A 26,649-nucleotide genomic window follows, 5' to 3' on the forward strand; every position below is an offset into this window, starting at 1 on the left:
GGCGTCACAGCGTGAGAAGCATCGCCAGCATCCCGATGGCCATGGACAGACGGCACACGCGCGCGAGTTCGGGCCGGTCGCCCCACCCCACGGTGCGTGCGCTTTCGGTCGCGGCCACCGCCGTGACCGGTATCAGTCGCACACCTGACCACAGCACGTACCCCGCGAAGTAGAGCAGGAGCACCCCGGTGAGCAGTGGGACACCGCTGTTCCCGTGGTGCACGGGCGAGGCGGCCATCGCCGCCGCCATGTAGACCATCGCGCACGCGCCCACCAGATGGTGCAGATGGTGGGCATGCGTGCGGGCCGCCCACAGCGCCCGCAGGGCGGCCCCGCCGAAGACCGCCATGTAGGCGATCCACGCCCAGCGGGGCGGCGCCGCGACCGCCGCGGGCACCGCCATCACCGCCATCCCGAACCCCATCAGCGCCTCGCCGCCCGCGGCTCTGCGCTGTTCGTCGACGATGCTGCGCATGCGCAGCAGACAGTAGGCCCCGGTCGCCGCGCACAGCGCGACGAGCAGCCATCCGGGCGAAGCCGGTCCGTGCATCGCGCACCCCCGCTCGATGATCTCGGACGGTCCCGGGAGGCATGCCCGTCACGGACGGTGCGCAAGCGAGCGCACAGGGGTACGCGGGGGAGCGCGGAGGTCGCGAGGCAGGTCGGGGCGGCTCGATCAATACATTTTACGAGTAAAACACCTGTTAAACTTAATCGCATGAGCAGTGCGACCCCCAGAACGACCCGTGTGCACCCTCTCCCGCTGTCCGGCCTCCTGCGCCTCGGCAGGCCCTCCGACATCTGGTTCAAGCCCGCGCTGAGCGTGGTCGCCGCGGTCGCCCCGCCGAACCTGACGCTGCTCGCCCTCGACCGCCTCGACCTGGCGGTGTACACGATGGCGGGCTCGCTCTGTGCCCTCTACGCGCACAACCGCCCGTACGCGGCCCGCGCCCGCACCCTCGCCCGGGTCGTGCTCGGCATGCTCGGCGGCCTCGCCGTCGCCCTGGTCGCCGCGTCGCTCACCACGAACGCGGTGGTGCTGGTGACCGTCGGCGCCCTCCTGGCGGCCGTCCAGAAGGCGCTCTGCGACGCCACCCGCATCGGACCGCCGGGCAATGTGATCTTCACCTTCATCACGTCGGCCTCCCTGTTCGCCCCGCAGTCCCTCGGGCAGGTGCCCGCCCACCTCGCCCTGGCCGCCGCGGCGGGCGCCTGGTCATGGGTCGTGGGCATGGCGCCCGGTCTCCTGCGGCCGCACGGACCCGAGCGCCGCGCCACCGCCCACGCGCTGAACACGGCCGCCGCCTTCGTCGACACCGGATCGGCCGCGGCCCGCGCCGGTGCCGCTGCCGCCGTGCACGCGGCCTGGCAGTCGCTCCTGCTCACGGGGTCCCGCTCCGCGCCCCGGCGCGCCCTCGAACGGCTGGTCGGGCGTGCCGAGGTCGCGCTCGCGGCGCCCGCCGACACCGATCCCGAGCGGCTGCGCGCCTGGGCACGGGACCTGCGCGGCACCGGGCCCGTGCCCGGGCCGGACGACCTGGGCGAGGCGGCCGACGAACTCCTCGGCGTGGAGGCCGAACTGGACAGCCCACCCCGTCCGTTGCACCGCCGGCTCGGCCCGCTCGCCCCTCTCGCCCTGCGCACCGCGCTCGGCTGCGCCCTCGCCGGATACGCCTCGCTCGCGCTCGGCGTCGGCCGCCCGTACTGGGCGCTGGTCACCGCCGCCTCGCTCTACCAGGCCAACGTCACCCTCACCTGGAGCCGCGGCGTCCAGCGCGTCGTCGGCAACCTCGTCGGCGTCCTGCTCTTCGCGGCCATCGCCCCGATCGCCCATCTGGGCCGGCCGGCCCTCGTGCTGTGCGGTCTCGTCCTCAACTTCGGCGCCGAGGCGCTGATCAGCCGTAACTACTGGCTCGGCAGCGTCTGTGTGACCCCGATGGCGCTGCTCATCACCGAGTTCGCCCGCCATCAGGAGCCCGCCGGGCTGATGGCCGACCGGGTCCTGGACACCCTCATCGGGGCGCTGGTCGGCTTCGTCGCCGCCGTCGCCGTCACCAACCGGCGTGCCGGCGACCGCATCGAGCACGCCCTCGCCTCAGTGGAGAGTGCCCGCGAGCACGCGGCCGAGGTCGTGGCCGCGGAGCACCCCGAGCCCGGCGCCCTGGAGGCGGCGCGCCGAGGTCTGGCCGCCGCGGTCGTGGAGCTGCGTGCCACGGCCGACGCCGCGGCCGGCGAGTGGTGGCAGCGCGCCCTGCCGGAGGAGCGGGTGCTGCGCGCCGAACAGGCCGGGCACCGTACGCTCGCCGCGACGGTACGACGACAGGGACTGCACACCTCGGAAGGCGCACGGGCATGACGGCAGCGAACGGACGGGCGGCCACGACGGGGAACGCCGCCGGCCGGCAGGCCGCGGACAGCGGAGCCGGCGGACGAAGGGCCGTGGAGGACGGTGCCGGCGGACGGAGGGCCGTGGAGGACGGTGCCGGCGGACGGAGGGCCGTGGAGGACGGTGCCGGCGGACGCAGGGCCGTGGAGGACGGTGCCGGCGGACGGAGGGCCGTGGAGGACGGTGCCGGTGGCGGGGAGACCGCGGGCGCCGGGGCCGCCCGGCGCGGTCCGGCGGGCGACACCGTCGCCGCCGTCGTGCGTCAGTGGCGGGCCGTCCGACCCGACATCGACACCAGCCCCATGGAGATCATCGGGCGCGTCAACCGCTGCGCCGCCCTGCTCCAGCAGGCCGAGGACGCGCCGCTGCGCCGCGCCGGACTCACCCGCCCCGAGTTCGACGTCCTCGGCACATTGCGGCGCACGGGCCACGAGCTGACCCCCGGCGAGATCGCCCGCGAGACATTCTCCTCCGGCGCCGCCGTGACCAAGCGCCTCAAGCAGCTCACCGAACGGGGCCTGGTCGAGCGGCGCGGCGACACCCGCGACCGCCGCGTCGCCCATGTCCGGCTCACCGACGCGGGCCGCGACCTCGTCGACGGCATCCTGCCCGAGCAGCTCTCGTACGAGACGGGCGTCCTGTCCGGCCTCGACGACGAGGGACAGCGTGAACTCGCCGCCCTGCTCGGAGAACTGCTCGTCCAGCTGGAGGGCCGCCTCGGCGCGCCGCGCGGCTGATCACGCACCGTCGGAAACCTTGCGAGAAGCTGACGGAGGACGAGAACCCCCTGACATTCACCGCCGACGAGCTGCCCGACCACGACGGCGACGCCTTCAACCCGTACGGGCAACGCTGGGCGTACGCACCTGTCATCGACCAGGTGACGGGCACGCCGTCGGCCGGACGCGGGCGCCGTCGCGCGGCCAAGGTCTGGCCGGGTTCAGCCCTCCTGGCCTGCCACGTAGATGCCGAACACCGCGCCCTGCGGGTCCTTCAGGACGGCGATGCGCGGGCCGTCCGGGACCGACGTCGGTTCCATCAGGACGCTCGCGCCCGCCTGAGTCGAGGCGGACGCCGTGGCGTCCACGTCCTCGACCGCGAAGTACGGCAGCCAGTGCGACGGCACCTCGGGCGGGAACCGGTCGCCCATGGTGAGCATGCCGCCGAAGTCGGCGCCCGCGAGGCCCCATTGCGTGTAAGCCTCGGAGGCGTTCACGGTCCAGCCGAAGACCGTCGTGTAGAAGTCGGTGACCCGGTCCGGCTCGCGCGTCAGCAGCTCCACCCAGCCCAGCGAACCCGGCGCGTTGAACAGCCCCGCACCGGGAAAGGCTCGCGGCTGCCACATTTGGAAGGCCGCGCCGCCCGGGTCGAGCGCGACCGCGAACCGGCCCACGTCGAAGACGTCCATCGGCCCCAGGATCACCGTGCCGCCGGCCGACCGCACCGCCTCGGCTGCCGTGTCCGCGTCGGCGACCTGGAACGACACGTTCCAGGCGACCGGTTGCGATTCCTGGTACAGCGGGGTGAGGGCGGCGACCGCCGCGTCGCCGAGGTGTGCGACGGTGTAGCCGCCCGCCTCCTGCCGTGGGTCGGTCTCCGGCCGCCAGCCGAACAGCTCGGTGTAGAACCGCTTGGCCGCCTCCAGGTCGCTGGTCCCCAGCTCCGTCCAACAGGGTCCGCCGGTGACCGGTTCGTCGAGTTTCATGGGGTGCCTCCCGTCACTCGCGTCCCTGTTCAGCAGGCTATGCCCGCGCCTGGTCGGCGGCATCAGATCCCGGGGCGGTAGCGCAGGGGATGCTCGGCGGGGATCTCCACGAGCACGATCTGCGTGCCGTCCGGGTCCTCGATCCACATCTCGATCAGACCCCACGGCTCCTTCACGGGTGGCCGCACGATCGTGACCCCGGCGCCGACCAGCTCCTCGTGCGCGACCGTCACGTCCGGCACCTGCAGCCACAGCTTCAGCGCCGGGGAGGGCGGGGCGTCACCGCGGCCCGACACCTCCAGGAAGCCGCCGCCGAGGAAGTACACGATCCCGCGCTCGGGCCCCGTACCGAACTCCCGGTAGACCTGGAGCCCCAGCTTCTCGCCGTAGAAGGCGCGGGAGCGCTCCGGGTCGGTGGGGCGCAGGAGGGTGCGGCTGCTCAGTACGTGGACCATACATCCGGAGCCTAGTGGGAGGGTTACCCTCGTCGATGCCCGCGCCGCGCCATCGAATTGGAGAGGCACCCCATGGAAAGCGCCGTCAGCGCCGCCACCGCCACGACCGGACCGACCTTCCGCGACGCCACCGAAGCCGACATCGACGCGCTGGTCGCGCTGATCGAGTCGGCGTACCGCGGCGATTCCAGCCGGGGAGGCTGGACCACCGAGGCGGACATCCTCGAGGGGCAGCGCACCGATCCCGAGGGCGTGCTCGAGGTCATCAAGTCGCCCGACAGCCGGCTGCTCACCGTCGAACGCGACGGTGCGGTCATCGCCTGCTGCCAGCTCGAACACCGTGGCGACCACGCCTACTTCGGCATGTTCGCGGTCAGTCCCACCCTCCAGGGCGGTGGGGTCGGCAAGACGGTCATCGCCGAGGCGGAGCGGACGGCCCGGGCGACGTGGGGCGTCTCGGAGATGCACATGACCGTGATCTCCGTACGGGACGACCTGATCGCCTGGTACGAGCGGCGCGGCTACCGCCGTACGGGACGGATGAGCCCTTTCCCGTACGGCGACGAGCGCTTCGGCATCCCGCTCCGTGACGACCTGCAGTTCGAGCTGCTGGTCAAGCCGTTGGTGTGACCTCGGTCGTATCCCGGCGCGTGATGCTCAGGCGGTGAAGCGGCCGGTGCGCTTGATCTCCGGGTAGTCGGTGGTCGCGCCGTCCAGTTGCAGGGCGCGGACGAGCCGCAGGTGGTCCTGGGTGTTCACGACCCAGCCGATGATCCTCAGGTCCGCCTTGCGCGCATGCTCGACGATCTCCAAGGTGAGCCGGCGGATGTTGAGACAGAGGGTCCCGGCACCGGCCTCGACGGCCCTGTCCACGACGTCGGTGCCGTAGCGACTGGCGACCAGCGCGGTGCGCACGCCCGGTACCAACCGGGCGATCTCGGCGATCGCCTCGTCGTGGAACGACAACACCTCGACCCGGCCGACCAGGTCCCGGCGGTGCATCACCTCGGCGAGCACCCGCGCCGCCGCCACGTCCTTGATCTCGGCCTGGAGCGGCGCCCGCACCGCGTCCAGGACCTCCTCGAAGACGGGGACGCGCTCGCCACGACCGGCGTCGAGCGTGCGCAGCTCGGCGAGGGTCTTCTCGGCGATCGGCCCCGCGCCGTCGGTCGTACGGTCCACATCGGCGTCGTGCATGATCACGAGGGCGCCGTCCTTGCTGAGATGCAGATCGAGTTCGATCAGGTCGAGGCCCGCGCGCTCGGCGGCGACGAACGACCGGAGGGTGTTCTCGGGTTCGACGCCCATGACTCCGCGGTGACCGATGGTGAGGAAGTTCAAGGTTCAACTCGCTTCCGTCGACGGCGGCTCGGCTGCCGCGCGGAGCGCTCCCGTACCCGCGCGGCACGGCCGCAGCCTAATGGCCCGGCTCCGCGATGAACCCGCTCGTACACGGGGCAATGGACGCACGGGACCGCGCGAATCCGGCCGATACGGCCGACCGGGTGTCACCCCTGAGTGGGCGCGTCAAACGGTCGTTGACCCGGGCGCGGAATTCCGCCACTCGGGGGCGGAATCGATATCCTTTTAGCTGATTCTGTGCCCTTTGTTCGCCGCGCTTTCGGTGCGGCGGAGACAGGTGAGTGAATGAGCACATGACCCTGGAACAGGAAAGCTCCTGGCCGACCCCCACGTCGGCGGACTCCCTGGCTCCGGCGTCCTCGGTCGGGGAGGCGACAGACGACCGGCAGTTGCTCGCCGCCGTGGCCTGGTGGACCGCCGAGCGACTGGACTCCGACCCCGTTCAGCAGCCGCCCGCACCCCGGTCGCGGGAACCTCTCCAGGACGCGGTCCGGCAAGCCCTGGCCCATATGAGTGAGGGGTTCGTGGCTCTGGACGCCGAGGGGCGTATCACGTTCGCCAACGTCGAGGCGGAGCGTCTCCTCGGCCTGGGGGTACCGCTGGTCGGCCGCCTGTTGTGGGAAGCGGCCCCTGCCCTCGGCACGTCCGATCTCCAGGAGGCCTGTCTGCGGGCCGGCACCGGCGACAGCCCGGTCGGGTTCCAGGTGACTGTCGACCAGCGGTGGCTGTGCCTGCGGCTGATCGCCGTGCCCGGCGGCCTGACCGTGCACCTGACCGACGTCACCGGCGCCAGGCGGCGGGAGGCGGAGACGGCCCGGGCGGAGGGGGAGGCGGTGGAGCGCACGGCTCGGATCGCGACCGTGACCCGAGCCCTCGCGGCGGCGGTCACCGGCCAGGACGTGGTCGACGCCGTCACGGAGCATGTGCGGCCGTTGTTCGGCGCCGCCGGCATCAGCGTCTGGGACCGGGTCGGGGACGACCTCATCCTCCTGGGTGCCGCGGGATATCCGCCGGAGTTCCTGAAGCTGGTCAGCACGGTCCCGATAAACGCCAACCCCCCGTCCCACCAGGCCCTGATCACCGGTGTCCCCACGTATGTCTGTTCGGCCAAGGAGTACATCAGCAAGTACCCCGCACTCGCGGAGCTTCCCCGCCAGGGCGGTAAGCAGGCGTGGGCGTTCCTGCCGCTGGTGACCTCCGGGCGGACGGTCGGTGTCCTGGTCATCTCCTACGCGCAGCCGCACACCTTCAGTAGTGAGGAGCGCACCCTGTGCACGGCCCTGAGTGGTCTCGTGGCCCAGTCCCTGGAACGAGGCCGCCTCTACGACACCGAGCACAGCCGAGCCCGCGAGCTGCAGCGCGGCCTGCTCCCGCACGCTCTGCCCACCGTGCCCGCCGTCACCGCCGCCGCCCGATACCTGCCCGCCGGCGAGGGAATTGAGGTCGGCGGCGACTGGTACGACGTCATCCCGCTGTCCGGGGACCGTGTCGCCCTGGTCGTCGGAGACGTCATGGGGCACGGCCTGCCCGAGGCCGTCACCATGGGGCGGCTGCGCACCGCCGTCCACACCCTCGCCGACCTGGAGCTGCCGCCGGACGAGGTCTTCTTCCATCTCAACGACCTGGTCTCGGCCCTCGGTGACGACTTCTGCGCCACCTGCCTGTACGTCGTGTACGACCCCACCAGCGGCCACTGCTCCATGCTCAGCGCAGGGCACCCGCCACCGGCCGTGGTCCACCCCGACGGGACGGTGCGTTTTCCCGACCTTCCGCTCAATCCGCCGCTCGGCGCGGCGAGCCCGCCCTTCGACTCCTGCTCGCTGGAGCTTCCTCCCGGCAGTCTGCTGGTGCTCTACACCGACGGCCTGCTCGAGTCGCCCGACCGTGACCTGGACGTGGGTATGGCACTGATGGCCGAGCACCTGAGTGCCGCCCCCTCCCTCGCCGAGCCGAACGGCACACTGGCCGCACGACTCGACGCGATATGCGACTCACTCATCAGCGCGGTGCAGCCCGTCCAGCGACATGGTGGAGACGACACGGCCGTGCTCATCGCCGGGGTCCACCCGATTCCCCCCGAGGACATGGCCTGCTGGCCGCTGCCCGTCGATCCCCAGGCCGCGGGCCAGGCCCGCCGCCACATCCGGGAACAGCTCGGCCGGTGGGATCTGGACGACCTGGTGATGACCACCGAGTTGCTGGTCAGCGAGCTGGTCGGCAACGTGGTGCGCCACGCCGGCGGACCGGTCACCTTGCGCCTGCTGCGCAGCCGGGCACTGATCTGCGAGCTCACCGACGGCAGCCCCACCATGCCCCGGATCCGTCGTGCGGCCGACACGGACGAGGGCGGCCGGGGGCTTCAGCTGATCGCCGCGCTCGCCGATCGCTGGGGCGCCCGCTACACCCCCACCGGCAAGTGCATCTGGACCGAACAACTCCTGCACCCCGGCCCGTAGATGCTGTCCAAAAACGGCTGCCCTGTGCACGCCTGGTACGGCGCCGTACTCTACAGCGGAAGTCGTCGCTCCTCCCGTACGTGACAGGAAAAAGTGCGGCGATCGTGGGGGGCTGGCAGGATAATTTCCCGAGGCCCTACTTGCTGGGAGAAACCCCGTACGCATACGGTGTCCCTACGCGAGGTTCTCCCGTGGAGGATGGGTTATGACGGAAATTCTTGTGCAGGCGGGTTCGGAGGAGCGGATTTCTCCGCAGGGCAGGGTGGTGGACCATCCGGCGTGGCCCGTGCTCAAGGATGCCGTGGAACAAATCCGGCCATGGCAGGCCAAGGACGGCTCCATCGACTTCGACGCCGAGGGCGCGCCGGACCCCGCGGACGCCGAGCTCGCCGTACGGCGTGTGGCGCACGCCGTCGAGGAGCTCTCTTCGTTGCTGCCGCACGACGTCGCCTACCACGAGGCGCTCGTGAAGGACCTGTACCGGTGGGTCGACGAGGGCTTCAAGGTGCCCGACTTCCTCGACTCGCTGCTGGCCTTCGAGCCCGCCGCGAACCGCCGGGACGGGCTGCAGCACCTGGTTGTCTTCCCGATGTACACGCAGAACGGCAACCCGGACCGCAACCTCGAAGCGGTCGTCCTGCGCATGGTCTGGCCGGACTGGCTCGCCGAGCTGGAGGCCACCCGCTACGACAACCCGTTGTTCTGCGGCATCACCTTCGAGGACTTCACCGCGGGCTACGACACCAACTCGGCCGTCCTCTTCCCCGAGACCATCGCCGTGCGCGAGGCGCCGGAACGATTCTCCTGGGGTGGCATCTTCTGCGACCGCGAGGCCGCCCGCTTCCGCCGGGTCACCGACGCCGCCGTCACCGTCCTGGGCCTGGAGCTGCCCGAGGACATCGCCGCGATGGTCCACGACCAGAAGCGCTGCGAGGAGGCCTTCGTGCTGTGGGACATGGTGCACGACCGCACCCACAGCCACGGCGACCTGCCGTTCGACCCGTTCATGATCAAGCAGCGGCAGCCGTTCTGGATGTACGGCCTGGAGGAGCTGCGCTGCGACCTCACCGCCTTCAAGGAGGCCGTGAAGCTGGAGGCCGACGGCGTTCCGCAGGCCCGTGACGTTCAGTACGCGGTGCTCTTCGACCGGATGTTCCGCTTCCCTGTCACCGGCGACCGTGTCCGCAACTACGACGGCCTCGGCGGCCAGCTGCTCTTCGCCTACCTGCACAAGCACGACGTCGTCCGCTGGACCGACAACAAGCTGTTCATCGACTGGCAGCGGGCCCCGCAGGTCACCAACCAGCTGTGTGCCGAAATCGAGAAGCTGTACCGGGACGGCATCGACCGACCCAAGCTCGTCCACTGGTTCGCCGGCTACGAGCTGGTCTCCACCTACCTCGCCCCGCACCCGGGATCCCGCTGGGCCAAGGGCCCGGACGCCCTGGATCTGACGCAGCCGCCGCGTAAGCTCGTGGACGACGTGCTTCCGGACGAGTTTCCGCTGAGCATGTTCTATGAGGCGCTCTCCAAGAAGCTCAAGAACGTGATCGCCTCGACCAAGGGCATCACCGCGGAGAGCGCCGAGCGGGTCGCCGCGTGAGCGCCCGCACTGCTCGGGAGGCGAGGAGCATGGGGAACGGGAACGGGCCGCTGAGCGGCGCTGTGATCGCGGTGGCCGGCGCGGGCGGACCCGCCGGCAAGGCGACGCTACTGCGGCTCGCCGAGGCGGGAGCGACCGTCATCGGCTCGGACAACGACCCGGAGCGGCTTGCGGAGGCAGTGGACGCGGCGCGCTACGCACATGGTGGCGCCACCGTCGTCGGGGACACGGTCGACCTGCTCGACCTCCAGGCCACCCGCGACTGGGCCACACGGATCGAGAAGGACTTCGGCCGCGTCGACGGGCTCGTGCACCTCGTGGGCGGCTGGCGCGGCAGCGAGACGTTCACCAGGACGAGCCTGGACGACTGGGACTTCCTGGAGCTGCTGCTCGTCCGCACCGTCCAGCACACCTCCCTCGCGTTCCACGAGGCGCTGCAGCGGAGCGACCGCGGCCGGTATCTCCTGATCAGCGCCGCGGGCGCGAGCAAGCCCACCGCGGGCAACGCCGCGTACTCCGCGGCCAAGGCCGCCGCCGAGGCATGGACGCTGGCCATGGCCGACTACTTCCGCAAGGCCGGGGGCGCCGATGGGCCGACGTCCGCGGCTGCGATCCTGGTGGTGAAGGCGCTGGTGCACGACGCGATGCGCGCCGAGCGACCCAACGCGAAGTTCGCGGGCTTCACCGATGTCAAGGACCTGGCCGAGGCCATCGTCGCAGTCTGGGACAAGTCCGCCGCCGAAGTGAACGGAAACCGTCTGTGGCTGACCGAGAAGCCGTGAACCCTCCCAAGACCGACGCGCGTCGCCATCACGACCCGGAGGTCCGCGGTTTCGCCAGTGACAACTACGCCGGGGCCCATCCCGAGGTGCTCGCCGCCCTGGCCGTGGCCAACGGCGGCCATCAGGTGGCGTACGGCGAGGACGACTACACCGAGAACCTCCAGCGGATCATCCGCAGCCACTTCGGTGCCACGGCGGAGGCCTTCCCGGTCTTCAACGGCACCGGCGCGAACGTCGTCGCGCTCCAGGCGGTCACCGACCGCTGGGGCGCGGTGATCTGCGCCGAGAGCGCGCACATCAACGTCGACGAGGGCGGTGCCCCCGAGCGCATGGGCGGCCTGAAGCTGCTCACGGTGCCCACGCCCGACGGCAAGCTCACGCCCGAGCTGATCGACCGGCAGGCGTACGGCTGGGAGGACGAGCACCGGGCGATGCCGCAGGTCGTCTCGATCACCCAGAGCACCGAACTGGGGACCCTCTACACGCCCGACGAGATCCGCGCGATCTGCGAGCATGCCCACGCGCGGGGCATGAGGGTGCATCTGGACGGCTCTCGCATAGCCAACGCGGCCGCCTCCCTGGACGTGCCGATGCGGACGTTCACCAACGCGGTCGGCGTCGACATCCTCTCCCTCGGGGGGACGAAGAACGGCGCGCTGTTCGGCGAGGCGGTCGTCGTCCTCAACCAGGACGCCGTCAGCCACATGAAGCATCTGCGCAAGCTGTCCATGCAGCTCGCCTCCAAGATGCGCTTCGTGTCCGTGCAGCTGGAGGCCCTGCTCGCCAAGGACCTGTGGCTGCGCAACGCCCGCCATGCCAACGAGATGGCCCAGCGTCTCGCGGAGGGCGTCCGCGCGGTGCACGGCGTCGAGATCCTCTACCCGGTGCAGGCCAACGGGGTCTTCGCCCGCCTTCCGCACGACGTGAGTGAGCGCCTGCAGAAGCGCTTCCGCTTCTACTTCTGGGACGAGGCCGCCGGCGTCGTCCGATGGATGTGCGCCTTCGACACGACCGAGGACGACGTGGACCGGTTCGTGGCGGCACTCAAGGAGGAGATGGCGCGGTAACCGTCCGCAGGATCCAAAAAACTGCATAGGTATGCGGCCGATCGAAAAGTCATTGACTGTAGGTCGGTCGCATTCCTATGCTCTGCGGGCATGGAGCTGATCCAGCAAACCTCGGACCTGTCCGCCTACTTGGCTGCTGACGAGGTCATCGACCATCATCACCCCGTGGTCCGTGAGACGGCCGCGCGCCTAGCGGACCGAGTGGCTGACTCGTATGCCTATGCGCAGGCCGCGTACGAGTTCGTGCGCGACACCATTCCGCACTCCGCCGACAGCGGTGACCTGCGCGTCACCTGGCGCGCCTCCGACGTCCTTGAGCAGCGCACCGGCATCTGCTACGCCAAGGCGCACGCGCTGGCGGCGCTGCTGCGCGCCGAGGACATTCCGGCGGCGCTGTGCTACCAGCGCCTCCTGCATGACGACGGCAGTGGTCATGCCGTGCACGGTCTGGTGGCCGTGCGGTTCAACGGCGCCTGGCACCGGCAGGACCCCCGTGGCAACAAACCAGGCGTCGACGCCCGGTTCTCCCTCGACGGCGAGCGACTGGCCTGGATCCCGGACGAGAAGTCCAGTGAGGTGGACTATCCAGTCCTGTACGCTGTACCTCACCCGGCAGTCGTGAGCGTCCTCAAGGCGGCGCCCGACCGACCGGCCCTTTGGAAGACGCTCCCCACCGCACTCTGAGGCAAGCGATGACTCCCACCCTGACCGTGTCCGACGAGGTGCGCGCCCTGGCGCCCGGATTCACACACCTCGCGATCGAGGCCCACGGACTCGTCAACGGACCCAGCACCGAGGAGACTTCGGCGCTGCTCGACGACGCGGCGCGCCGGCTCGCCGCCCGCCTGGACGGGCGCGCCCCGCACGAGGACCCGCACATGGCGGCGTGGCGCGCGGTGTACACCGCCTTCGGCGCCAAACCGTCCCGCACCCGGAACTCGGCCGAAGCCCTGGCGAAGCGGGCCCTGTCGGACGCCGGTCTGCCCCGGATCAACGTGCTCGTCGACGTCTACAACGCGATCAGCGTCGCCCATCTGATCCCGGTCGGCGGCGAGGACCTCGACCGCATCCAGGGCGGGATGCACCTCGTACGGGCCACGGGTGACGAGGAGTTCGTGACCGTCGCGGCGGGCGAGGAGGCCGTGGAGCACCCCGACACCGGCGAGGTGGTCTGGCGCGACGAGGCCGGCGTGACATGCCGCCGCTGGAACTGGCGCCAGGGGCCGCGCACCCGGCTCACCGAGGACTCCACCTCGGCGCTCTTCCTGCTGGAGGGCCTCGCTCCGATGCCGGTGGCCGACGTCGAGCAGGCCGGCGCCGAACTCGCCGAGCTGCTGGAGAAGTTCAGCCCCGGAGCGCGGATCACCGTCCACGCCCCCGCGTGATGCGCGTCAGTGCGCCTCGGCGGCGCGCAACTGCTCCGGCGTCGGTGCCGTGCCGCCGAGGTGGGCCGGCATCCACCAGGTGTCGTCCGGGCTCTTGGGGCGCACGGGGTAGGCGCGCTGCGCGGCCTCCAGCAGCTCCTGGACGCGCTCGCGCAGCTGACGGGTGAGCGCGCCCGCGTACTTGTCGCGAGAGGCCTCGATCGCCTCGCCGACCCGGATCGTGATGGGGGTGTGGCTGCGCTTGAAGTTGCGCGGGTGGCCCTTGGTCCACAGCCGCTGCGTGCCCCACACCGCCATCGGGACCAGCGGGACGCCCGCCTCCTGCGCCAGGCGCGCGGCACCCGACTTGAAGCTCTTCAGGGTGAACGACTGCGAGATGGTCGCCTCCGGGAAGACCCCGATCACCTCGCCCGACCTCAGCGAGTCGAGCGCGTGCGCGTACGCCGCCTCGCCCTGGTTGCGGTCCACCGGGATGTGCTTCATGGCGCGCATCAGCGGGCCGGAGACCTTGTGCCGGAAGACCGACTCCTTGGCCATGAAACGCACCAGTCGCTTCTGCGGGAGTGCGGCCAGTCCGTTGAAGATGAAGTCCAGATAGCTGATGTGGTTGCTCACCAGCACCGCACCGCCCGAGCGCGGGATGTTCTCCGACCCCTTGCAGTCGATCTTCAGGTCCCACGCCTTGAACAACGTGAGGGCGAGACCGATGGCGGGACGGTAGACAAGCTCAGCCATGGACGGGACGGCCCTTCTCTCTGCCTGGGAAGGGACTCCCGGCGGAAGTTACGCAGCCGTAGGTTTACGGCATCTCGCAGATCGTGCCCCAAGAACGGGCGGGGAGCCAGTCCTGGTGCCCGTGTACGGCGAGATCCTCATCACGTCGGCCGTATGAACCGCCCCGGGTTTCCGGCCCGCCGTCACTCCGCGCGGACCCCCACCCGCCGTACCAGCAGGTACAACTCGCAACCCAGGCAATACCCGAACGCGGCGTTCAGGAAGGCGGCGGCGAGCGCCGCCCCGGTCGCCGCGAGCCCCAGCCACTGCGGACCCGCCGTGTAGCCGACGAGCCCGAGGACGGCGAAGACGAGCCCGACCGTCTGCGCGAACTGCGGCGGCTGCGGCGCCTCGAACTCCGTAGGTGGCCCGATCCTCGGCCGGACCACCGTCCGGAACAACCAGCCGTACGGTGAGCGCGCCACACCCCCGGCCGCACCCAGCGCGAACGCCAGGAGCTGCCAGGCCAGTAGCCAGGCACTGCCGGTGACCAGGACGACGGCCAGTACTAGGGTCGTCACGGCCGCTCCGAAGCGCGGCCCCCTCACATCGATGTCCATGAATCAAGGATTCCGCAGCGCAAGCGATGTGGGGGGCCGGGAATCTTTGCAGTCTCATGAACGCTGGAGCAGATGATGACCGGACTTGTGGTGTGCCTGGCCGTGCTGGTGTCGGCGAGCGCGTACGGAGTGCTGCACCGGCGGCGGAGCGGGAGAGTGAGAGTGCGCGGGCGTGACGGCGGAAAGCGGCTGGGTGCGGCCGAGTTGGGCCAGAGGCTCGGCGAACGGGCCACGCTCGTGCAGTTCTCCAGCGCCTTCTGCGCCCCTTGCCGGGCGACGCGGCGGACCCTCGCCGAGGTGGCCGGAATGGTTCCCGGCGTCTCCCATGTGGAGATCGACGCCGAGCAGCGGCTCGAACTCGTCCGCGAACTCGACATCCTGAAGACACCGACCGTGCTCGTCCTCGACGCGGACGGGCGGATCGTGCGACGTGCGACGGGACAGCCACGCAAGGCCGACGTGATCGCCGCGCTCGGCGAGGCCGTCTGACGCCCCCTCGGCCCTGGTGTCGCGGCACCAGGCCCTTCCTCCAGCCTGTGAGGTGACCGTGAGGCAGCCGGTGACGCATCTCCCAGATGCCGGAACGCGCTTGACTGCACGCACCACGTATCGTCAGCCTGACCCTATGCCCCCGGAACTCCTTCTTTTCGAGCGTGTCCACGTGGACCTGGCCCGCACCGCGAGTGCGCGCTGTCCGGCCTGCTGAGCAGCCACGGATCCGCCCCCACTCCCGGCCTCGCCCGAGCGGGGGGACCCCCACGTCACCTCTCGCAGAAGGACAACTCCATGACGGCCACGCCGCCCGACCTCGGCACCCCTCAGCTCGCCTCCCCGGACCTGCTGCGCTCCGTCTTCCGCCGGCACGCGGCGGGAGTCGCCGTGATCACCGCCCAGCGGGGCGGCAGGCCGGTCGGTTTCACCGCCACCTCCCTCACCTCCGTCTCCGCCGAGCCCCCGCTGGTGTCGTTCGGCATCGGCGTCGGTGCCTCCAGTTGGCCCGTCATCTCCGAGGCGGACCACGTCGGGGTGCACATACTCGGTGAACACCAGGAATCCCTGGCCGGCACCTTCGCCCGCAGCGGGGCCGACCGCTTCGGCGCTCCCACCGGCTGGCGCGAGGGCCCCGAGGGCGTTCCCGTCCTGGACGACGTGCTCGCCTGGCTCGTCTGCCGCGTGGTGGCCCGCGTACCCGCCGGAGACCACCGCATCGTCCTCGCCGAGGTCGTCGTCGGCGATCCCTCGGGCGCGGGACGCCCGCTTGTCTACCATCAGGGGCGCTTCAACGGCCTGCGTGACTGAACCTACTGGCCGGTTACTCAGCGTTGCGAAGGTCACAGTTCAAAGCGCTTGCTTAGTGGGCATGGACTGGGTGTACTGGCGAGTAATATTTCGTTCGGAGCGCGCGGTCGCCCCGACCGGGATCGGCCGCTTCAGGCGCCTATGCTGCCTGCAAGAAGGCAGCCCAGAAATGACGATGCAGTAGGAGAGCCGGCGTGAGCTTGAGGATCGTTGTCACTGTGAAGTACGTGCCCGACGCCACTGGCGACCGGCACTTCGCCGATGACCTGACCGTCGACCGGGACGACGTGGACGGTCTGCTCTCCGAGCTCGACGAGTACGCGGTCGAGCAGGCGCTGCAGATCGCCGAGGGGGCCGACGACGCCGAGGTCACCGTGCTGACGGTGGGCCCGGAGGACGCCAAGGACGCCCTGCGCAAGGCGCTGTCCATGGGTGCTGACAAGGCGATCCACGTCGAGGACGACGACCTGCACGGCACCGACATCATCGGCACCTCGCTGGTGCTGGCCAAGGCGATCGAGAAGGCCGGCTACGACCTGGTGATCTCCGGCATGGCCTCCACCGACGGCACCGCGGGTGTGGTCCCGGCGCTGCTGGCCGAGCGCCTGGGCGTGCCGCAGGTGACCCTGCTGTCGGAGGTCTCGGTCGAGGACGGCACGGTGAAGGGCCGCCGTGACGGCGACACCGCCTCCGAGCAGCTTGAGGCGTCCCTTCCGGCCGTGGTGTCGGTCACCGACCAGTCCGGTGAGGCCCGTTACCCGTCCTTCAAGGGCATCATGGCGGCCAAGAAGAAGCCGGTGGAGTCCTGGGACCTGTCCGACCTGGAGATCGAGGCCGAGGAGGTCGGCCTGGAGGGTGCCTACACGGCGGTGGACACCGCGGCCGAGCGCCCGGCCCGTACCGCGGGCACGATCGTCAAGGACGAGGGCGAGGGCGGCAAGCAGCTCGCTGAGTTCCTCGCGAGCCAGAAGTTCATCTAAGGCTCCCTTAGCCTCACCGCCCCTCAGACTTCGCAATCCGCAAGGAGATCCGTTCCCATGGCTGAAGTTCTCGTCTACGTCGACCACGTGGACGGTGCCGTCCGCAAGCCCACCCTGGAGCTGCTGACCCTGGCCCGCCGTATCGGCGAGCCGGTCGCCGTCGCCCTCGGCTCCGGTGCCGAGAACACCGCCGCCGCGCTCGCCGAACACGGCGCGGTGAAGGTCCTCACGCACGACGCCGCCGAGTACGCCGACTACCTGGTCGTCCCGAAGGTGGACGCCCTGCAGGCCGCCTACGAGGCCGTCTCCCCGGCCGCCGTCCTGGTGCCGTCGTCCGCGGAGGGCAAGGAGATCGCCGCCCGTCTCGCGGTGCGCATCGGCTCCGGCATCATCACCGACGCCGTCGACCTGGAGGCCGGCGACGAGGGCCCGGTGGCCACCCAGTCGGTGTTCGCCGCGTCCTTCACCACCAAGTCCCGTGTCATCAAGGGCACCCCGGTCATCACGGTCAAGCCGAACTCGGCCGCCGTCGAGGCAGCTCCGGCCGCCGGTGCGGTCGAGGCCCTGTCGGTGTCCTTCTCCGAGAAGGCGACCGGTACGAAGGTCACCGCCCGTACGCCGCGTGAGTCGACGGGGCGTCCGGAGCTGACCGAGGCCGCGATCGTGGTCTCGGGTGGCCGTGGTGTCAACGGCGCGGAGAACTTCGCGATCATCGAGGCGCTGGCCGACTCGCTCGGTGCGGCCGTCGGCGCGTCGCGTGCCGCGGTGGACGCGGGCTGGTACCCGCACACCAACCAGGTCGGTCAGACCGGTAAGAGCGTGTCGCCGCAGCTGTACATCGCCTCGGGTATCTCGGGTGCGATCCAGCACCGGGCCGGTATGCAGACGTCGAAGACGATCGTGGCGATCAACAAGGACGCCGAGGCGCCGATCTTCGACCTGGTCGATTACGGCGTGGTGGGTGACCTGTTCGAGGTCGTCCCGCAGCTGACCGAGGAGGTCAAGGCCCGCAAGGGCTGAGCGACTTCGCCTGCATGAGGCCCCCGTGACCGCCGGTGCGGTCGCGGGGGCCTTCGCTCATCCCAGGCTCAGTGATGCCTGCACCGGCAGATGGTCGCTCGGGAACTGCCCGCCGAGAGAGAAGGGGTTGGCCGACGCCCGGTGCGCCCTCACGCCGGGCGTGGCCAGGATCCAGTCGATGCGGTCGCCGTCCCGGCGCAGCGACCGGTAGCCGTGGAAGGTCCCGTACGCCGTGGTGCGCTCGGCCGCCGCGTCCCACGTGTCGACCAGACCGGCGCCGAGGAGGGTGTCGTAGACGGGGTTGTGGTGGGCCGCCGCGTTGAAGTCGCCGGTCGCCACGAGCGGCAGCGAGCGGTCGAGCCCGGCGATGCGCTCGGCGATGAGGGAGGCGGCACGCGCGCGTGCGTACTGGCTCGCGTTGTCGAGGTGGGTGTTGAGGAGGTAGAACTCCCGTCGCGAGCCGCGCGGATCATGGAAGCGGATCCACGTGACCATGCGGACGCAGGCACCGCCCCAGGTGTTCGAGCCGATCACGTCGGGGGTGTCGGAGAGCCAGAAGTGGTCGTACTCCACCGGCGTCAGCCGCTGCGTGTCGTAGAAGACGGCCATGAACTCGTCACGGCTGCCGCCCGCGCGGCCCGTGCCGATCCACGCGTAGTCCGTTCCGAGGTCGGTCGCGATGTCGCGCACCGCGGCGTAGAGGCCCTCCTGGGTGCCGATGACGTGCGGGCGTTCCCGGCGTAAGAGCGCGCGCATCACCGGGCGCCGGACGGTCCAGCTGTTGGGCTCGGCGGTGCTCGCGCGTCTCAGGTTGAACGACATGACCTCCAGATGGCGGTCGTGCTGATCCGCCGCCGAGGCGTGCTGCGAGGGCAGTGCCGCACTGGACAGGGGCAGGGTGACCGTGGCCGCCACGGCGGTCTTGAGGCCCAGGCGGCGCGTGACTCGGCTGTACAGGGGCACGAGGGGGCTCCTTCTGGGGCGGGTGCCGGACGAGCCGTGCGCCCCGTAGTGTGACAGAGCCGGATGAGAGGGGCGCGAACATCGCAAAGGTGCGGGTGTCCTCTCATGGAAGGCGAGAAGCGCTTCGCACACAAGAGGGTGTTGACCAGCCGCAAGACCCACGGATAGCTTCGTTCTACGGATTGTTGATTCCGTACTGCGGAAAACGGAGGCTGTGTGATGGGTCAGGGCCGACAGGAGAGGGTGGCGACGAGCCTCGCGGGCGCCGTCAGTGAGGAGATCAGCGCCTCTCTCGCCCCGGTCGATGCCGAGCTGGAGCGCCACTACCCCGGCGATCCCGGCACGCGCCAGCCCGTCCACACGGTCTACGTCCCCGGTGACGCCTTCGCCGCCGACACCATCCGCTCCTGGGGTGAGCGGGCCCTGGCCGCACTCGACGAACACGCCCCGGACGCGGCCTCGTTGGCCGCCGTCCTCGGCCTCTCGGACGACCTCGCCGAGCCCGTCCACGACCGCGTACGCGCGAAGCTGGAGCGCGAGCCGATCGAAGACCTGCGCGTCGACTTCGAGGACGGCTACGGGCCACGCCCGGACGCGGAGGAGGACGAGGCGGCCGCCCGCGCGGCGCGACTGATCGCCGAGGCCCACGAGAAGGGCACGGCCGCCCCGTACATGGGCATCCGGATGAAGTGCATGGAGGCGCCGGTACGGGACCGCGGCATCCGCACGCTCGACATCTTCCTGACGGGTCTGATGGAGGCGGGCGGTCTGCCGGACGGACTGGTGCTCACGCTGCCGAAGGTGACGTACGCCGAGCAGGTCACCGCCATGGTGCGGCTGCTGGAGGAGTTCGAGAAGGCGCGCGGACTCGCGCCCGGACGGATCGGGTTCGAGATCCAGATCGAGACCAGCCAGGCCGTTCTCGCCGCCGACGGAACCGCCACCGTCGCCCGGATGATCCGGGCCGCCGAGGGCCGCGCCACCGGACTGCACTACGGCACCTTCGACTACAGTGCCTGCCTCGGCGTGTCCGCCGCCCACCAGGCCTCCGACCACCCGGCCGCCGACCACGCCAAGGCGATCATGCAGGTCGCGGCCGCGGGCACCGGCGTACGCGTGTCCGACGGCTCCACGAACGTCCTGCCGGTCGGCCCGAGCGAAAAGGTCCACGACGCCTGGCGGCTGCACTACGGGCTCGTCCGCCGCGCGCTGACCCGCGCCTACTACCAGGGCTGGGACATGCACCCCGGCCACCTCCCGACCCGGTACGCGGCCGTCTTCGCCTTCTACCGCGAGGGCTTCGAGCAGGCCGCGGCCCGCCTCGCCCGCTACGCGGGCCGCGTCGGCGGCGACGTCATGGACGAGCCGGCGACCGCCAAGGCGCTGAGTGGCTATCTGTTGCGGGGCCTCGACTGCGGGGCGCTCGACATGACGGAGGTCGCCGGGGCCACCGGGCTGACCCGCGCGGACCTGGAGCGGTTCGCGGCGCCGAGGCGGGGGGATCTGACGGCTTCGGCGAAGTGACCCGCTCCGCGAGGGACGTGGGAGCGTGACAGCACGCGGCGCCGAAGCGGGGGCTCCAGGACCGACGAGAGCGGCAGGGCTCCAGCGCCACCGCTACGGCCGAGAAGGCAGCCCATGCGGTGCCATGCTCCGAGCCCCTGCTCCATCGGAGAGATGCCTCAGGCCCCGTAGCCTCCGGCCCTGGACCGCCCGCCCGGCTCGGACCACGGACGCGAGCCGGTTGCCGCCCGGGATGCGGCTGCATCCATCAGCGATCTCCGGCCGCAGAGTACGACCTGGGGGCACCTCCCAGCGGTCAGTCGGCGGGCGGCAGTTCGCCCGAGCCGCGGCTGATCAGCTGGGTGGGGAGTTCGATGCGTTCCGGAGAGATGAGCGAGCCGTCGAGCTGACGGAAGAGACGTTCGGCGGCCGTCCGGCCGAGCGCGGCGGCGTCCTGGGCGACGACCGTGACACCGGGCTTGAGAAGGTCGGCCAGCTCGAAGTCGTCGAAGCCGACGAGGGCCACTGGGCGGCTGTGCTCGGCGAGGACGCGGACGACGGTGACCGTCACACGGTTGTTGCCGGCGAAGATCGCGGTGACGGGGGCGGGACCGGCGAGCATCTCTTCGGTGGCCCGCCGTACCCGCTCGGGGTCGGTCACGCCCAGGGACATCCAGGAGTCCTCGACGGATATGCCCGCGTCCTCCATGGCGGTCCGGTAGCCGCGCAGCCGCTCGGCCGCGGTGTGGATGCGCGGCATGTCGCCGATGAACCCGATCCGGCGGTGACCGTTCGCGATCAGGTGGGCGACCCCGTCGCGGGCACCGCCGAAGCTGTCGGAGAGCACCACGTCGGCGTCGATCTTCCCGGCGGGACGGTCCACGAACACCGTGGCGACGCCGGCCTTGATCTCGGGCGCCAGATAGCGGTGGTCGTCACCGGCCGGGATGACGACCAGTCCGTCCACGCGGCGCGCGCACAGCGCCAGCACCAGCTCCTGCTCCCGCTCCGGGTCCTCCGCGCTGGAACCGTTGATCAGCAGCGCGCCGTGGGCCCGGGCGACCTCCTCGACCGCGCGGCTGAGCGGCCCGTAGAACGGGTCCGCGAGATCCTCCAGGACGAGGCCGATGCTCGCGGTGCGGCCCTTGCGCAGCACCCGTGCGCTGTCGTTGCGGCGGAAGCCCAGCGCCTCGATGGCCTCCTGGACGCGGCGCTCGGTGTCCGGGGTGACGCCGGGTTCGCCGTTGACCACACGCGAGACCGTCTTGAGGCCGACGCCGGCCCGCGCCGCCACGTCCTTCATGGTCGGACGGTTGCCGTAGCGATTCCCGGAGTGGCGGTCTGCGGGGCGGTCTGCACGGCGGGCGGTATCGGGCACGATGCGCCTTCCTGTCCTGTCGTCCACGGGGGTGCGGCGGCCCATGGGGTTGTATGAGGATGTGGCGTCGAGCATAGAGCCTGGACAACGTTGTCAGATGCGGGAGAGACTGTCCACCGCAATCTCCGGCCTGCGCCTTCCCCCAGGGGCGCCTCCCGCCCGTGCCCGGCCGGAGGCCCGGACCCCGTGACGGCGGCCGCCGTACGTCGGGCCGGTACGACTGAAGCATTGGGAGATCTGACACTGATGCACACCGACCTCGTGGCCGCGCTCGACATCGGCGGCACCAAGATCGCCGGAGCGCTGGTGGACGGCCACGGCCGGATCCTGCTGCGCGCACAGCGCGCGACGCCCGCGCAGGAGGACGGCGACACCGTGATGGGCGCCGTGGAGGACGTCATAGGGGAGTTGAACGTCTCCCCGCTCTGGGACAAGGTGCGCGCTGTCGGCATCGGCAGCGCGGGTCCGGTGGACGCGTCCGCGGGCACGGTGAGCCCGGTCAACGTACCGGGCTGGCGCGAGTATCCGCTGGTGAAGGGGGTTCGGGCGGCGACGGGCGGCCTTCCCGTCGAGCTGATCGGCGACGGCGTGGCCATCACGGCCGCCGAACACTGGCAGGGCGCGGCCCGCGGCCACGACAACGCGCTGTGCATGGTGGTGTCGACGGGCGTCGGCGGCGGTCTGGTGCTGGGCGGGCGGCTGTACTCGGGCCCGACCGGCAACGCGGGCCACATCGGGCACATCAGCGTCGACCTGGACGGCGATCCCTGCCCGTGCGGCTCGCGCGGCTGCGTGGAGCGCATCGCGAGCGGACCGAACATCGCACGCCGCGCCCTGGAGGGCGGTTGGCGGCCGGGTCCCGACCAGGACGCCTCGGCCGCGGCGGTGGCCGCCGCCGCCCGTGCCGGTGACCCGGTGGCCGTGGCGTCCTTCGAGCGGGCCGCGCAGGCGCTGGCAGCGGGTATCGCCGCGACCGCGACGCTCGTCGAGATCGACATCGCGGTCATCGGCGGGGGAGTGGGCAAGGCCGGTGAGGTCCTCTTCACGCCGCTGCGCAAGGCCCTGGCCGAGTACGCCACGCTGTCCTTCGTGCAGCGCCTGACGGTGGCCCCCGCGCTGATGGGCACGGACGCCGGGCTGGTGGGCGCAGCGGCGGCCGCGCTCACAAAGAACACGAACACGAACACGAACACGAACGCGAACACGAACACGAACACGACCGCGGCCGGGGTGTGACAGCGGAATTCCCCGGGGCCGCGGTCCGCGGCCCCGGGCGCCGGCCGGGTGGTGTGGGCGACCTTGCAAAGGACTTTGTGGGGGACTTGGTGCGGCGTGGGTCCGGTCGCAGGGCGTCCCCCTCACGGTTCCGTCGACCGCGTGCGTGACCCCGCGCCGGTTCCGCAGTTGAACAGGGCATGAAGAAGCGCAGCATGCTCGCCATCGCCTCCCTCGCCACCGGATTCGTCGTGGCCGCCATCTCCCCGTCCCACGGCGTCGACCACGAGGCGCTCGGTGATCTGAACGTCAAGGACACCATCGGCACCGTCGACCACACCATCGGCCAGGACAGCCTCGCCGTGGACGACGACGCCCTGGGGCAGAACGGCTGACGGGGAGCCCGCGTCGCGGCGCCGGTACCCCGTGACGGCAGGGGAACCGGCGCCGCGGCGCGCCGTCCGCCTCACGCGCCCTCATCAGCGCCGGGTTTCCGTGGCAGGGTGGAGCGGGCAAGCCACAGGGGGCCAACAGAAGAGGGGGACCCGTGATCGTCTGGATCAACGGTGCGTTCGGTGCGGGGAAGACCACCACCGCACGGGAACTGATCGAACTGATCCCGAACAGCACGCTCTTCGACCCCGAGGTCATCGGCGGAGCGCTCACGCACCTGCTGCCGCCCAAACGCCTCGCCGAGGTCGGCGACTTCCAGGACCTGCCGATCTGGCGACGGCTCGTGATCGACACCGCGGCCGCGATGCTCGCCGAGCTCGGCGGCGTCCTCGTGGTTCCGATGACCCTGCTGCGCCAGGACTACCGCGACGAGATCTTCGGCGGCCTCGCCGCCCGGCGCATTCCCGTGCGCCATGTCCTGCTCGCCCCGGCCGAAACGATCCTGCGTGAGCGAATAGCCGGCCGGGACGTCCCGCCCGACCTCCCCGACGGTGAGATACGGGTCCGTCAGTGGTCGTACGACCACATCGAGCCCTATCGCGCCGCCCTGGCCGCGTGGCTCGCCGCCGACGCGCACCCCGTCGACACCAGTGCCCTCACCCCGTACGAGACCGCCCTGCGGATCGCGGAGGCCGTGCGTACGGGCGAGGCGCCCGCCTGCGACATCGTGCAGACCCCGGAGCCGACCGCCGAGACCCTGGCCGCCGGTGTGCTCCTCTTCGACGAGCAGGACCGTGTGCTGCTCGTCGACCCCACCTACAAGGCCGGCTGGGAGTTCCCGGGCGGTGTCGTCGAACCCGGAGAGGCCCCGGCCCACGCGGGTGTGCGCGAGGTCGCCGAGGAGACCGGTATCACGCTCGACGAGGTCACCCGGCTCCTCGTGGCCGACTGGGAGCCGCCCGCGCCGCCCGGCTACGGCGGCCTGCGCCTCCTCTTCGACGGCGGCCGCCTCGACAGCACCGAAGCCGGCCGCCTCCTGCTGCCCGGACCCGAGTTGCGCGGCTGGCGGTTCGTCACGGAGGCGGAAGCGGCCGATCTCCTTCCGCCCGTGCGCTACGAGCGGCTGCGCTGGGCGCTGCGGGCCCGTGAACGCGGCGCGGTGCTCTATCTGGAGGCGGGTGTGCCGGTGGGCGGCAACCCTTGAACCCGCGGCGGGCGCCGGGTGTCGGTGGTGACGCTGTCTCCGTTGGGCGGCAGCCCCTGAACCCCGGCGGGCGCCGGGTGTCGGTGGTGACGCTGTCTCAGCTGTCACCTCCTGACTTTGCCCGGTGTGTGTGGTTCCGAGGGGAAAGCAAAGCCGAATCGACGCCCATCCGGTATCAATCGGGAACTTCGGATAGGACGTGACCGCCCTACGGTAAAGGCGCAGCTCATCTCTCTGGCGGCCTCTGCCGCCCGGACAAGCCGGATCACCGCCGGCTGAAGGAGGGACATGCGCGTGCAATCAACGGCCCTCACCCGGGGCCTCACGTTGGCCGCCGGGCTCACCCTGGTCCTGGCGGCCTGCAACGGTGGCGGAGGCGGCTCCCACAAGAGCAACTCGGCCGGACTGTCGTCCTGTAGCACCCAGGGCAAGGCCAACACCTGCAACTCCGCCGCCACCAAGTCCGGCGGAACGTTCACCTACACGCTGGAGAAGAACATCCAGCAGTGGAACGTCCACGACACCAACGGCAACACCTTCGAGAACGCCGAAGCCCTGGAGGTCGTCCTGCCCCAGGTCTTCGTCCCCCAGCCCGACCTCGGTGTCAGTCTCAACACGGACCTGGTGACCTCGGCGACCCAGACGAGCAGCAGTCCGCAGACGCTCGTCTACAAGATCAATCCCAAGGCCTCGTGGAACGACGGCACCGCGATCACCGCCGACGACTTCGTCTACTACTGGCGTACCAACAACGGCAAGGACTGTCCACCGCCGCCCGCGAGTGACTCGACGCAGACCAAGGGCTGTCTGCCGCAGAGCACCGCCGGCTACGACCGCGTCAAGTCGGTCACCGGCTCGGACGGCGGCAAGACCGTCACCGTCGTGATGGCCAAGCCGTACTCGGACTGGAAGCAGCTCTTCGGCGGCGGATATCCGTTCTACCCGGCCCATGTCGCCGAGAAGATATCCGGCGCGACGGCCGGGGACGCCACTCATATGACGGCCGCTCAGATGACCCAGGGCTGGCAGTACTTCCAGAAGAACCCGCCTACCAAATACGCGACGGCGGGCCCGTACAAGATGCAGGACTGGACGGACAACGACCACGCCACCTACGTCCCCGACCCCAAGTGGTGGGGGAAGCACAAGGCGACCCTGCAGCGATTGATCTTCAAGGTCATCACCGACGCCACCCAGGAACCGATCGCCCTGCGCAACAACGAGGTTCAGGGCATCTATCCGCAGCCGGAGGTGGACCTGGTCAAGCAGATCAAGGAGATCCCGAACGTCACGTACACCATCGGCAGCGGTCTGAACTGGGAACACTTCGACCTCAACCTGCACAACCCGGTGATCGGCAAGTACACGGCGCTGCGGCAGGCGATGTTCACGGCCATCAGCATCAAGGACATCGTGGCCAAGACGGTCGGCCAGTTCGACTCGAACGTGAAGCCGCTCGGCAACCACAACTTCGTTCCGGGGCAGGCGGGTTACCAGGACGTCGTCACCGGATCGGGCCAGGGGTCGGGTGACCTGGCCAAGGCCAAGAAGTACCTCACCGACGCCAAGTTCACCGGAGTCGGCACGGCGCTGAAGACCCCGGACGGCAAGGCCGTCGGTCCCTTCAACTGCCGCTACACGACCGGCAACCAGATCCGGCAGAGCGAATGCCAGATCCTGCAGAGCGACCTGGCACAGCTCGGCATCAAGGTCACCATCAAGCCGATCGGCGCCGCCGACCTCGGCACCGTGCTGACCGGGCACCAGTACGACATCATCGTGTTCGCCTGGGTCGCCTCGCCGTTCCCGAGCAGCAACGCCCAGCAGAGCTGGGGCACCGGTGGCGGTGGCAACTTCGGCGGCTACAGCAACAAGGAGGTCGACTCGCTGATCGCCCAGGCCGTCGGCGAGACGGACGCGGCGAAGGCGGCGTCGTTCCTCAACCAGGCGGACGCACTGATGGTGAAGGACGCCTACGTCCTGCCGCTCTACCAGAAGCCGACGTTCTTCGCGGTGCAGACGCGGTTCGTGAACATGCGGGACAACGCGACGAACGTGGGTCCGCCGTACAACGTCGCCGAGTGGGGCCTGAAGAAGTAGCTCCCCGTACACCGGAAGCTGCCCCGCACCCCGCGTGCAACGAGTGCCCGGCCCCGGCA

At 70.6% G+C, this 26,649-nt stretch carries 26 protein-coding genes; 18 read left to right on the forward strand and 8 right to left on the reverse strand.

Going from position 1 to position 26,649, the window contains the following annotated elements:
• Nucleotides 1-4 precede the first annotated feature (4 nt).
• Nucleotides 5-550 (reverse strand): DUF5134 domain-containing protein, encoded by a 546-nt coding sequence (locus tag Q2K21_RS16250; protein WP_310771369.1) that lies wholly within the window; start codon nucleotides 548-550, stop codon nucleotides 5-7.
• A 168-nt stretch (nucleotides 551-718) separates the two neighbouring features.
• Between Q2K21_RS16250 and Q2K21_RS16255 the strand changes: the two genes are divergently transcribed.
• Both Q2K21_RS16255 and Q2K21_RS16260 read left to right on the forward strand, forming a co-directional pair.
• Nucleotides 719-2,356, forward strand: a complete 1,638-nt coding sequence (locus Q2K21_RS16255) for an FUSC family protein (RefSeq protein WP_310771371.1) — start codon at nucleotides 719-721, stop codon at nucleotides 2,354-2,356.
• Nucleotides 2,357-2,559: 203 nt separating this feature from the next.
• Nucleotides 2,560-3,123, forward strand: coding sequence for a MarR family winged helix-turn-helix transcriptional regulator (locus Q2K21_RS16260; protein ID WP_386275830.1), 564 nt, complete (start codon nucleotides 2,560-2,562; stop codon nucleotides 3,121-3,123).
• Nucleotides 3,124-3,326: 203 nt separating this feature from the next.
• Here Q2K21_RS16260 and Q2K21_RS16265 read toward each other — a convergent pair whose 3' ends face one another.
• A complete protein-coding gene (locus Q2K21_RS16265) occupies nucleotides 3,327-4,091 on the reverse strand; it encodes a VOC family protein (protein ID WP_310771373.1) in 765 nt (254 codons plus the stop codon).
• A 62-nt stretch (nucleotides 4,092-4,153) separates the two neighbouring features.
• Nucleotides 4,154-4,546 (reverse strand): VOC family protein, encoded by a 393-nt coding sequence (locus Q2K21_RS16270; protein ID WP_310771375.1) that lies wholly within the window; start codon nucleotides 4,544-4,546, stop codon nucleotides 4,154-4,156.
• A 72-nt stretch (nucleotides 4,547-4,618) separates the two neighbouring features.
• Between Q2K21_RS16270 and Q2K21_RS16275 the strand changes: the two genes are divergently transcribed.
• A complete protein-coding gene (locus tag Q2K21_RS16275) occupies nucleotides 4,619-5,176 on the forward strand; it encodes a GNAT family N-acetyltransferase (RefSeq protein ID WP_310771377.1) in 558 nt (185 codons plus the stop codon).
• Nucleotides 5,177-5,203: 27 nt separating this feature from the next.
• Here Q2K21_RS16275 and Q2K21_RS16280 read toward each other — a convergent pair whose 3' ends face one another.
• Nucleotides 5,204-5,887 carry a glycerophosphodiester phosphodiesterase gene (locus Q2K21_RS16280; RefSeq protein ID WP_310771379.1) on the reverse strand — a complete coding sequence of 228 codons (684 nt, stop codon included), beginning with the start codon at nucleotides 5,885-5,887 and terminating at the stop codon, nucleotides 5,204-5,206.
• A gap of 314 nt (nucleotides 5,888-6,201) precedes the next feature.
• Between Q2K21_RS16280 and Q2K21_RS16285 the strand changes: the two genes are divergently transcribed.
• From Q2K21_RS16285 to Q2K21_RS16310, 6 genes are all read left to right on the forward strand, one after another.
• Entirely contained in the window at nucleotides 6,202-8,364 is a 2,163-nt protein-coding gene (locus Q2K21_RS16285; RefSeq protein WP_310771381.1) for an ATP-binding SpoIIE family protein phosphatase, read from the forward strand.
• A gap of 205 nt (nucleotides 8,365-8,569) precedes the next feature.
• Nucleotides 8,570-9,967, forward strand: coding sequence for a DUF6421 family protein (locus Q2K21_RS16290; RefSeq protein WP_310771383.1), 1,398 nt, complete (start codon nucleotides 8,570-8,572; stop codon nucleotides 9,965-9,967).
• Between the two features lie 29 nt (nucleotides 9,968-9,996).
• A complete protein-coding gene (locus Q2K21_RS16295; RefSeq protein WP_310771385.1) occupies nucleotides 9,997-10,749 on the forward strand; it encodes an SDR family oxidoreductase in 753 nt (250 codons plus the stop codon).
• On the forward strand, nucleotides 10,746-11,816 hold the full coding sequence (locus Q2K21_RS16300; protein ID WP_310771387.1) for a threonine aldolase family protein: 1,071 nt from the start codon (nucleotides 10,746-10,748) through the stop codon (nucleotides 11,814-11,816). Before Q2K21_RS16295 ends, Q2K21_RS16300 begins: the two co-directional genes overlap by 4 nt.
• A gap of 90 nt (nucleotides 11,817-11,906) precedes the next feature.
• On the forward strand, nucleotides 11,907-12,500 hold the full coding sequence (locus Q2K21_RS16305) for a transglutaminase family protein (protein ID WP_310771389.1): 594 nt from the start codon (nucleotides 11,907-11,909) through the stop codon (nucleotides 12,498-12,500).
• Nucleotides 12,501-12,508: 8 nt separating this feature from the next.
• Nucleotides 12,509-13,201, forward strand: a complete 693-nt coding sequence (locus tag Q2K21_RS16310; RefSeq protein WP_310771391.1) for a B3/B4 domain-containing protein — start codon at nucleotides 12,509-12,511, stop codon at nucleotides 13,199-13,201.
• A gap of 6 nt (nucleotides 13,202-13,207) precedes the next feature.
• Here the strand turns inward: Q2K21_RS16310 and Q2K21_RS16315 are convergent, their stop codons facing one another.
• Nucleotides 13,208-13,936: a lysophospholipid acyltransferase family protein gene (locus tag Q2K21_RS16315; protein WP_310771393.1), complete on the reverse strand. Its 729-nt coding sequence runs from the start codon at nucleotides 13,934-13,936 to the stop codon at nucleotides 13,208-13,210.
• A 182-nt stretch (nucleotides 13,937-14,118) separates the two neighbouring features.
• Complete coding sequence (locus Q2K21_RS16320; protein WP_310771395.1) at nucleotides 14,119-14,535, reverse strand: DUF4395 domain-containing protein; 417 nt, start codon at nucleotides 14,533-14,535, stop codon at nucleotides 14,119-14,121.
• 75 nt (nucleotides 14,536-14,610) lie between these two features.
• On the opposite strand from Q2K21_RS16320, the gene Q2K21_RS16325 reads away from it, so the two are divergent.
• From Q2K21_RS16325 to Q2K21_RS16340, 4 genes are all read left to right on the forward strand, one after another.
• Complete coding sequence (locus tag Q2K21_RS16325; RefSeq protein WP_310781024.1) at nucleotides 14,611-15,024, forward strand: TlpA family protein disulfide reductase; 414 nt, start codon at nucleotides 14,611-14,613, stop codon at nucleotides 15,022-15,024.
• Between the two features lie 297 nt (nucleotides 15,025-15,321).
• Nucleotides 15,322-15,834 carry a flavin reductase family protein gene (locus Q2K21_RS16330; protein WP_310771397.1) on the forward strand — a complete coding sequence of 171 codons (513 nt, stop codon included), beginning with the start codon at nucleotides 15,322-15,324 and terminating at the stop codon, nucleotides 15,832-15,834.
• A gap of 194 nt (nucleotides 15,835-16,028) precedes the next feature.
• Nucleotides 16,029-16,814, forward strand: coding sequence for an electron transfer flavoprotein subunit beta/FixA family protein (locus Q2K21_RS16335; RefSeq protein ID WP_310771399.1), 786 nt, complete (start codon nucleotides 16,029-16,031; stop codon nucleotides 16,812-16,814).
• Nucleotides 16,815-16,871: 57 nt separating this feature from the next.
• Nucleotides 16,872-17,834, forward strand: a complete 963-nt coding sequence (locus Q2K21_RS16340) for an electron transfer flavoprotein subunit alpha/FixB family protein (RefSeq protein ID WP_310771401.1) — start codon at nucleotides 16,872-16,874, stop codon at nucleotides 17,832-17,834.
• A gap of 57 nt (nucleotides 17,835-17,891) precedes the next feature.
• Here the strand turns inward: Q2K21_RS16340 and Q2K21_RS16345 are convergent, their stop codons facing one another.
• Nucleotides 17,892-18,797 (reverse strand): endonuclease/exonuclease/phosphatase family protein, encoded by a 906-nt coding sequence (locus Q2K21_RS16345; protein ID WP_310771403.1) that lies wholly within the window; start codon nucleotides 18,795-18,797, stop codon nucleotides 17,892-17,894.
• A gap of 219 nt (nucleotides 18,798-19,016) precedes the next feature.
• On the opposite strand from Q2K21_RS16345, the gene Q2K21_RS16350 reads away from it, so the two are divergent.
• Nucleotides 19,017-20,321 carry a DUF6986 family protein gene (locus Q2K21_RS16350; protein WP_310771405.1) on the forward strand — a complete coding sequence of 435 codons (1,305 nt, stop codon included), beginning with the start codon at nucleotides 19,017-19,019 and terminating at the stop codon, nucleotides 20,319-20,321.
• Between the two features lie 295 nt (nucleotides 20,322-20,616).
• Here the strand turns inward: Q2K21_RS16350 and Q2K21_RS16355 are convergent, their stop codons facing one another.
• Nucleotides 20,617-21,723 (reverse strand): LacI family DNA-binding transcriptional regulator, encoded by a 1,107-nt coding sequence (locus Q2K21_RS16355; protein WP_310781026.1) that lies wholly within the window; start codon nucleotides 21,721-21,723, stop codon nucleotides 20,617-20,619.
• A gap of 201 nt (nucleotides 21,724-21,924) precedes the next feature.
• On the opposite strand from Q2K21_RS16355, the gene Q2K21_RS16360 reads away from it, so the two are divergent.
• From Q2K21_RS16360 to Q2K21_RS16375, 4 genes are all read left to right on the forward strand, one after another.
• Entirely contained in the window at nucleotides 21,925-22,914 is a 990-nt protein-coding gene (locus Q2K21_RS16360) for an ROK family protein (RefSeq protein WP_310771407.1), read from the forward strand.
• 179 nt (nucleotides 22,915-23,093) lie between these two features.
• Nucleotides 23,094-23,288, forward strand: a complete 195-nt coding sequence (locus tag Q2K21_RS16365; protein WP_310771409.1) for a hypothetical protein — start codon at nucleotides 23,094-23,096, stop codon at nucleotides 23,286-23,288.
• Between the two features lie 152 nt (nucleotides 23,289-23,440).
• Nucleotides 23,441-24,490 carry an NUDIX hydrolase gene (locus Q2K21_RS16370; RefSeq protein ID WP_310771412.1) on the forward strand — a complete coding sequence of 350 codons (1,050 nt, stop codon included), beginning with the start codon at nucleotides 23,441-23,443 and terminating at the stop codon, nucleotides 24,488-24,490.
• 288 nt (nucleotides 24,491-24,778) lie between these two features.
• Nucleotides 24,779-26,590 carry an ABC transporter family substrate-binding protein gene (locus Q2K21_RS16375; protein ID WP_310771414.1) on the forward strand — a complete coding sequence of 604 codons (1,812 nt, stop codon included), beginning with the start codon at nucleotides 24,779-24,781 and terminating at the stop codon, nucleotides 26,588-26,590.
• Nucleotides 26,591-26,649 lie beyond the last annotated feature (59 nt).

The organism is Streptomyces sp. CGMCC 4.7035, from assembly GCF_031583065.1.
GTDB lineage: Bacteria > Actinomycetota > Actinomycetes > Streptomycetales > Streptomycetaceae > Streptomyces > Streptomyces yaanensis.

Bases quoted from the DNA above. Each gene is read 5' to 3' on its own strand.
- Q2K21_RS16250 (WP_310771369.1), bottom strand. From the start codon at position 550: ATGCACGGACCGGCTTCGCCCGGATGGCTGCTCGTCGCGCTGTGCGCG.
- Q2K21_RS16255 (WP_310771371.1), top strand. From the start codon at position 719: ATGAGCAGTGCGACCCCCAGAACGACCCGTGTGCACCCTCTCCCGCTG.
- Q2K21_RS16265 (WP_310771373.1), bottom strand. From the start codon at position 4,091: ATGAAACTCGACGAACCGGTCACCGGCGGACCCTGTTGGACGGAGCTG.
- Q2K21_RS16270 (WP_310771375.1), bottom strand. From the start codon at position 4,546: ATGGTCCACGTACTGAGCAGCCGCACCCTCCTGCGCCCCACCGACCCG.
- Q2K21_RS16275 (WP_310771377.1), top strand. From the start codon at position 4,619: ATGGAAAGCGCCGTCAGCGCCGCCACCGCCACGACCGGACCGACCTTC.
- Q2K21_RS16285 (WP_310771381.1), top strand. From the start codon at position 6,202: ATGACCCTGGAACAGGAAAGCTCCTGGCCGACCCCCACGTCGGCGGAC.
- Q2K21_RS16290 (WP_310771383.1), top strand. From the start codon at position 8,570: ATGACGGAAATTCTTGTGCAGGCGGGTTCGGAGGAGCGGATTTCTCCG.
- Q2K21_RS16295 (WP_310771385.1), top strand. From the start codon at position 9,997: ATGGGGAACGGGAACGGGCCGCTGAGCGGCGCTGTGATCGCGGTGGCC.
- Q2K21_RS16305 (WP_310771389.1), top strand. From the start codon at position 11,907: ATGGAGCTGATCCAGCAAACCTCGGACCTGTCCGCCTACTTGGCTGCT.
- Q2K21_RS16310 (WP_310771391.1), top strand. From the start codon at position 12,509: ATGACTCCCACCCTGACCGTGTCCGACGAGGTGCGCGCCCTGGCGCCC.
- Q2K21_RS16315 (WP_310771393.1), bottom strand. From the start codon at position 13,936: ATGGCTGAGCTTGTCTACCGTCCCGCCATCGGTCTCGCCCTCACGTTG.
- Q2K21_RS16320 (WP_310771395.1), bottom strand. From the start codon at position 14,535: ATGGACATCGATGTGAGGGGGCCGCGCTTCGGAGCGGCCGTGACGACC.
- Q2K21_RS16325 (WP_310781024.1), top strand. From the start codon at position 14,611: ATGACCGGACTTGTGGTGTGCCTGGCCGTGCTGGTGTCGGCGAGCGCG.
- Q2K21_RS16330 (WP_310771397.1), top strand. From the start codon at position 15,322: ATGACGGCCACGCCGCCCGACCTCGGCACCCCTCAGCTCGCCTCCCCG.
- Q2K21_RS16340 (WP_310771401.1), top strand. From the start codon at position 16,872: ATGGCTGAAGTTCTCGTCTACGTCGACCACGTGGACGGTGCCGTCCGC.
- Q2K21_RS16350 (WP_310771405.1), top strand. From the start codon at position 19,017: ATGGGTCAGGGCCGACAGGAGAGGGTGGCGACGAGCCTCGCGGGCGCC.
- Q2K21_RS16355 (WP_310781026.1), bottom strand. From the start codon at position 21,723: ATGGGCCGCCGCACCCCCGTGGACGACAGGACAGGAAGGCGCATCGTG.
- Q2K21_RS16360 (WP_310771407.1), top strand. From the start codon at position 21,925: ATGCACACCGACCTCGTGGCCGCGCTCGACATCGGCGGCACCAAGATC.
- Q2K21_RS16365 (WP_310771409.1), top strand. From the start codon at position 23,094: ATGAAGAAGCGCAGCATGCTCGCCATCGCCTCCCTCGCCACCGGATTC.
- Q2K21_RS16375 (WP_310771414.1), top strand. From the start codon at position 24,779: ATGCGCGTGCAATCAACGGCCCTCACCCGGGGCCTCACGTTGGCCGCC.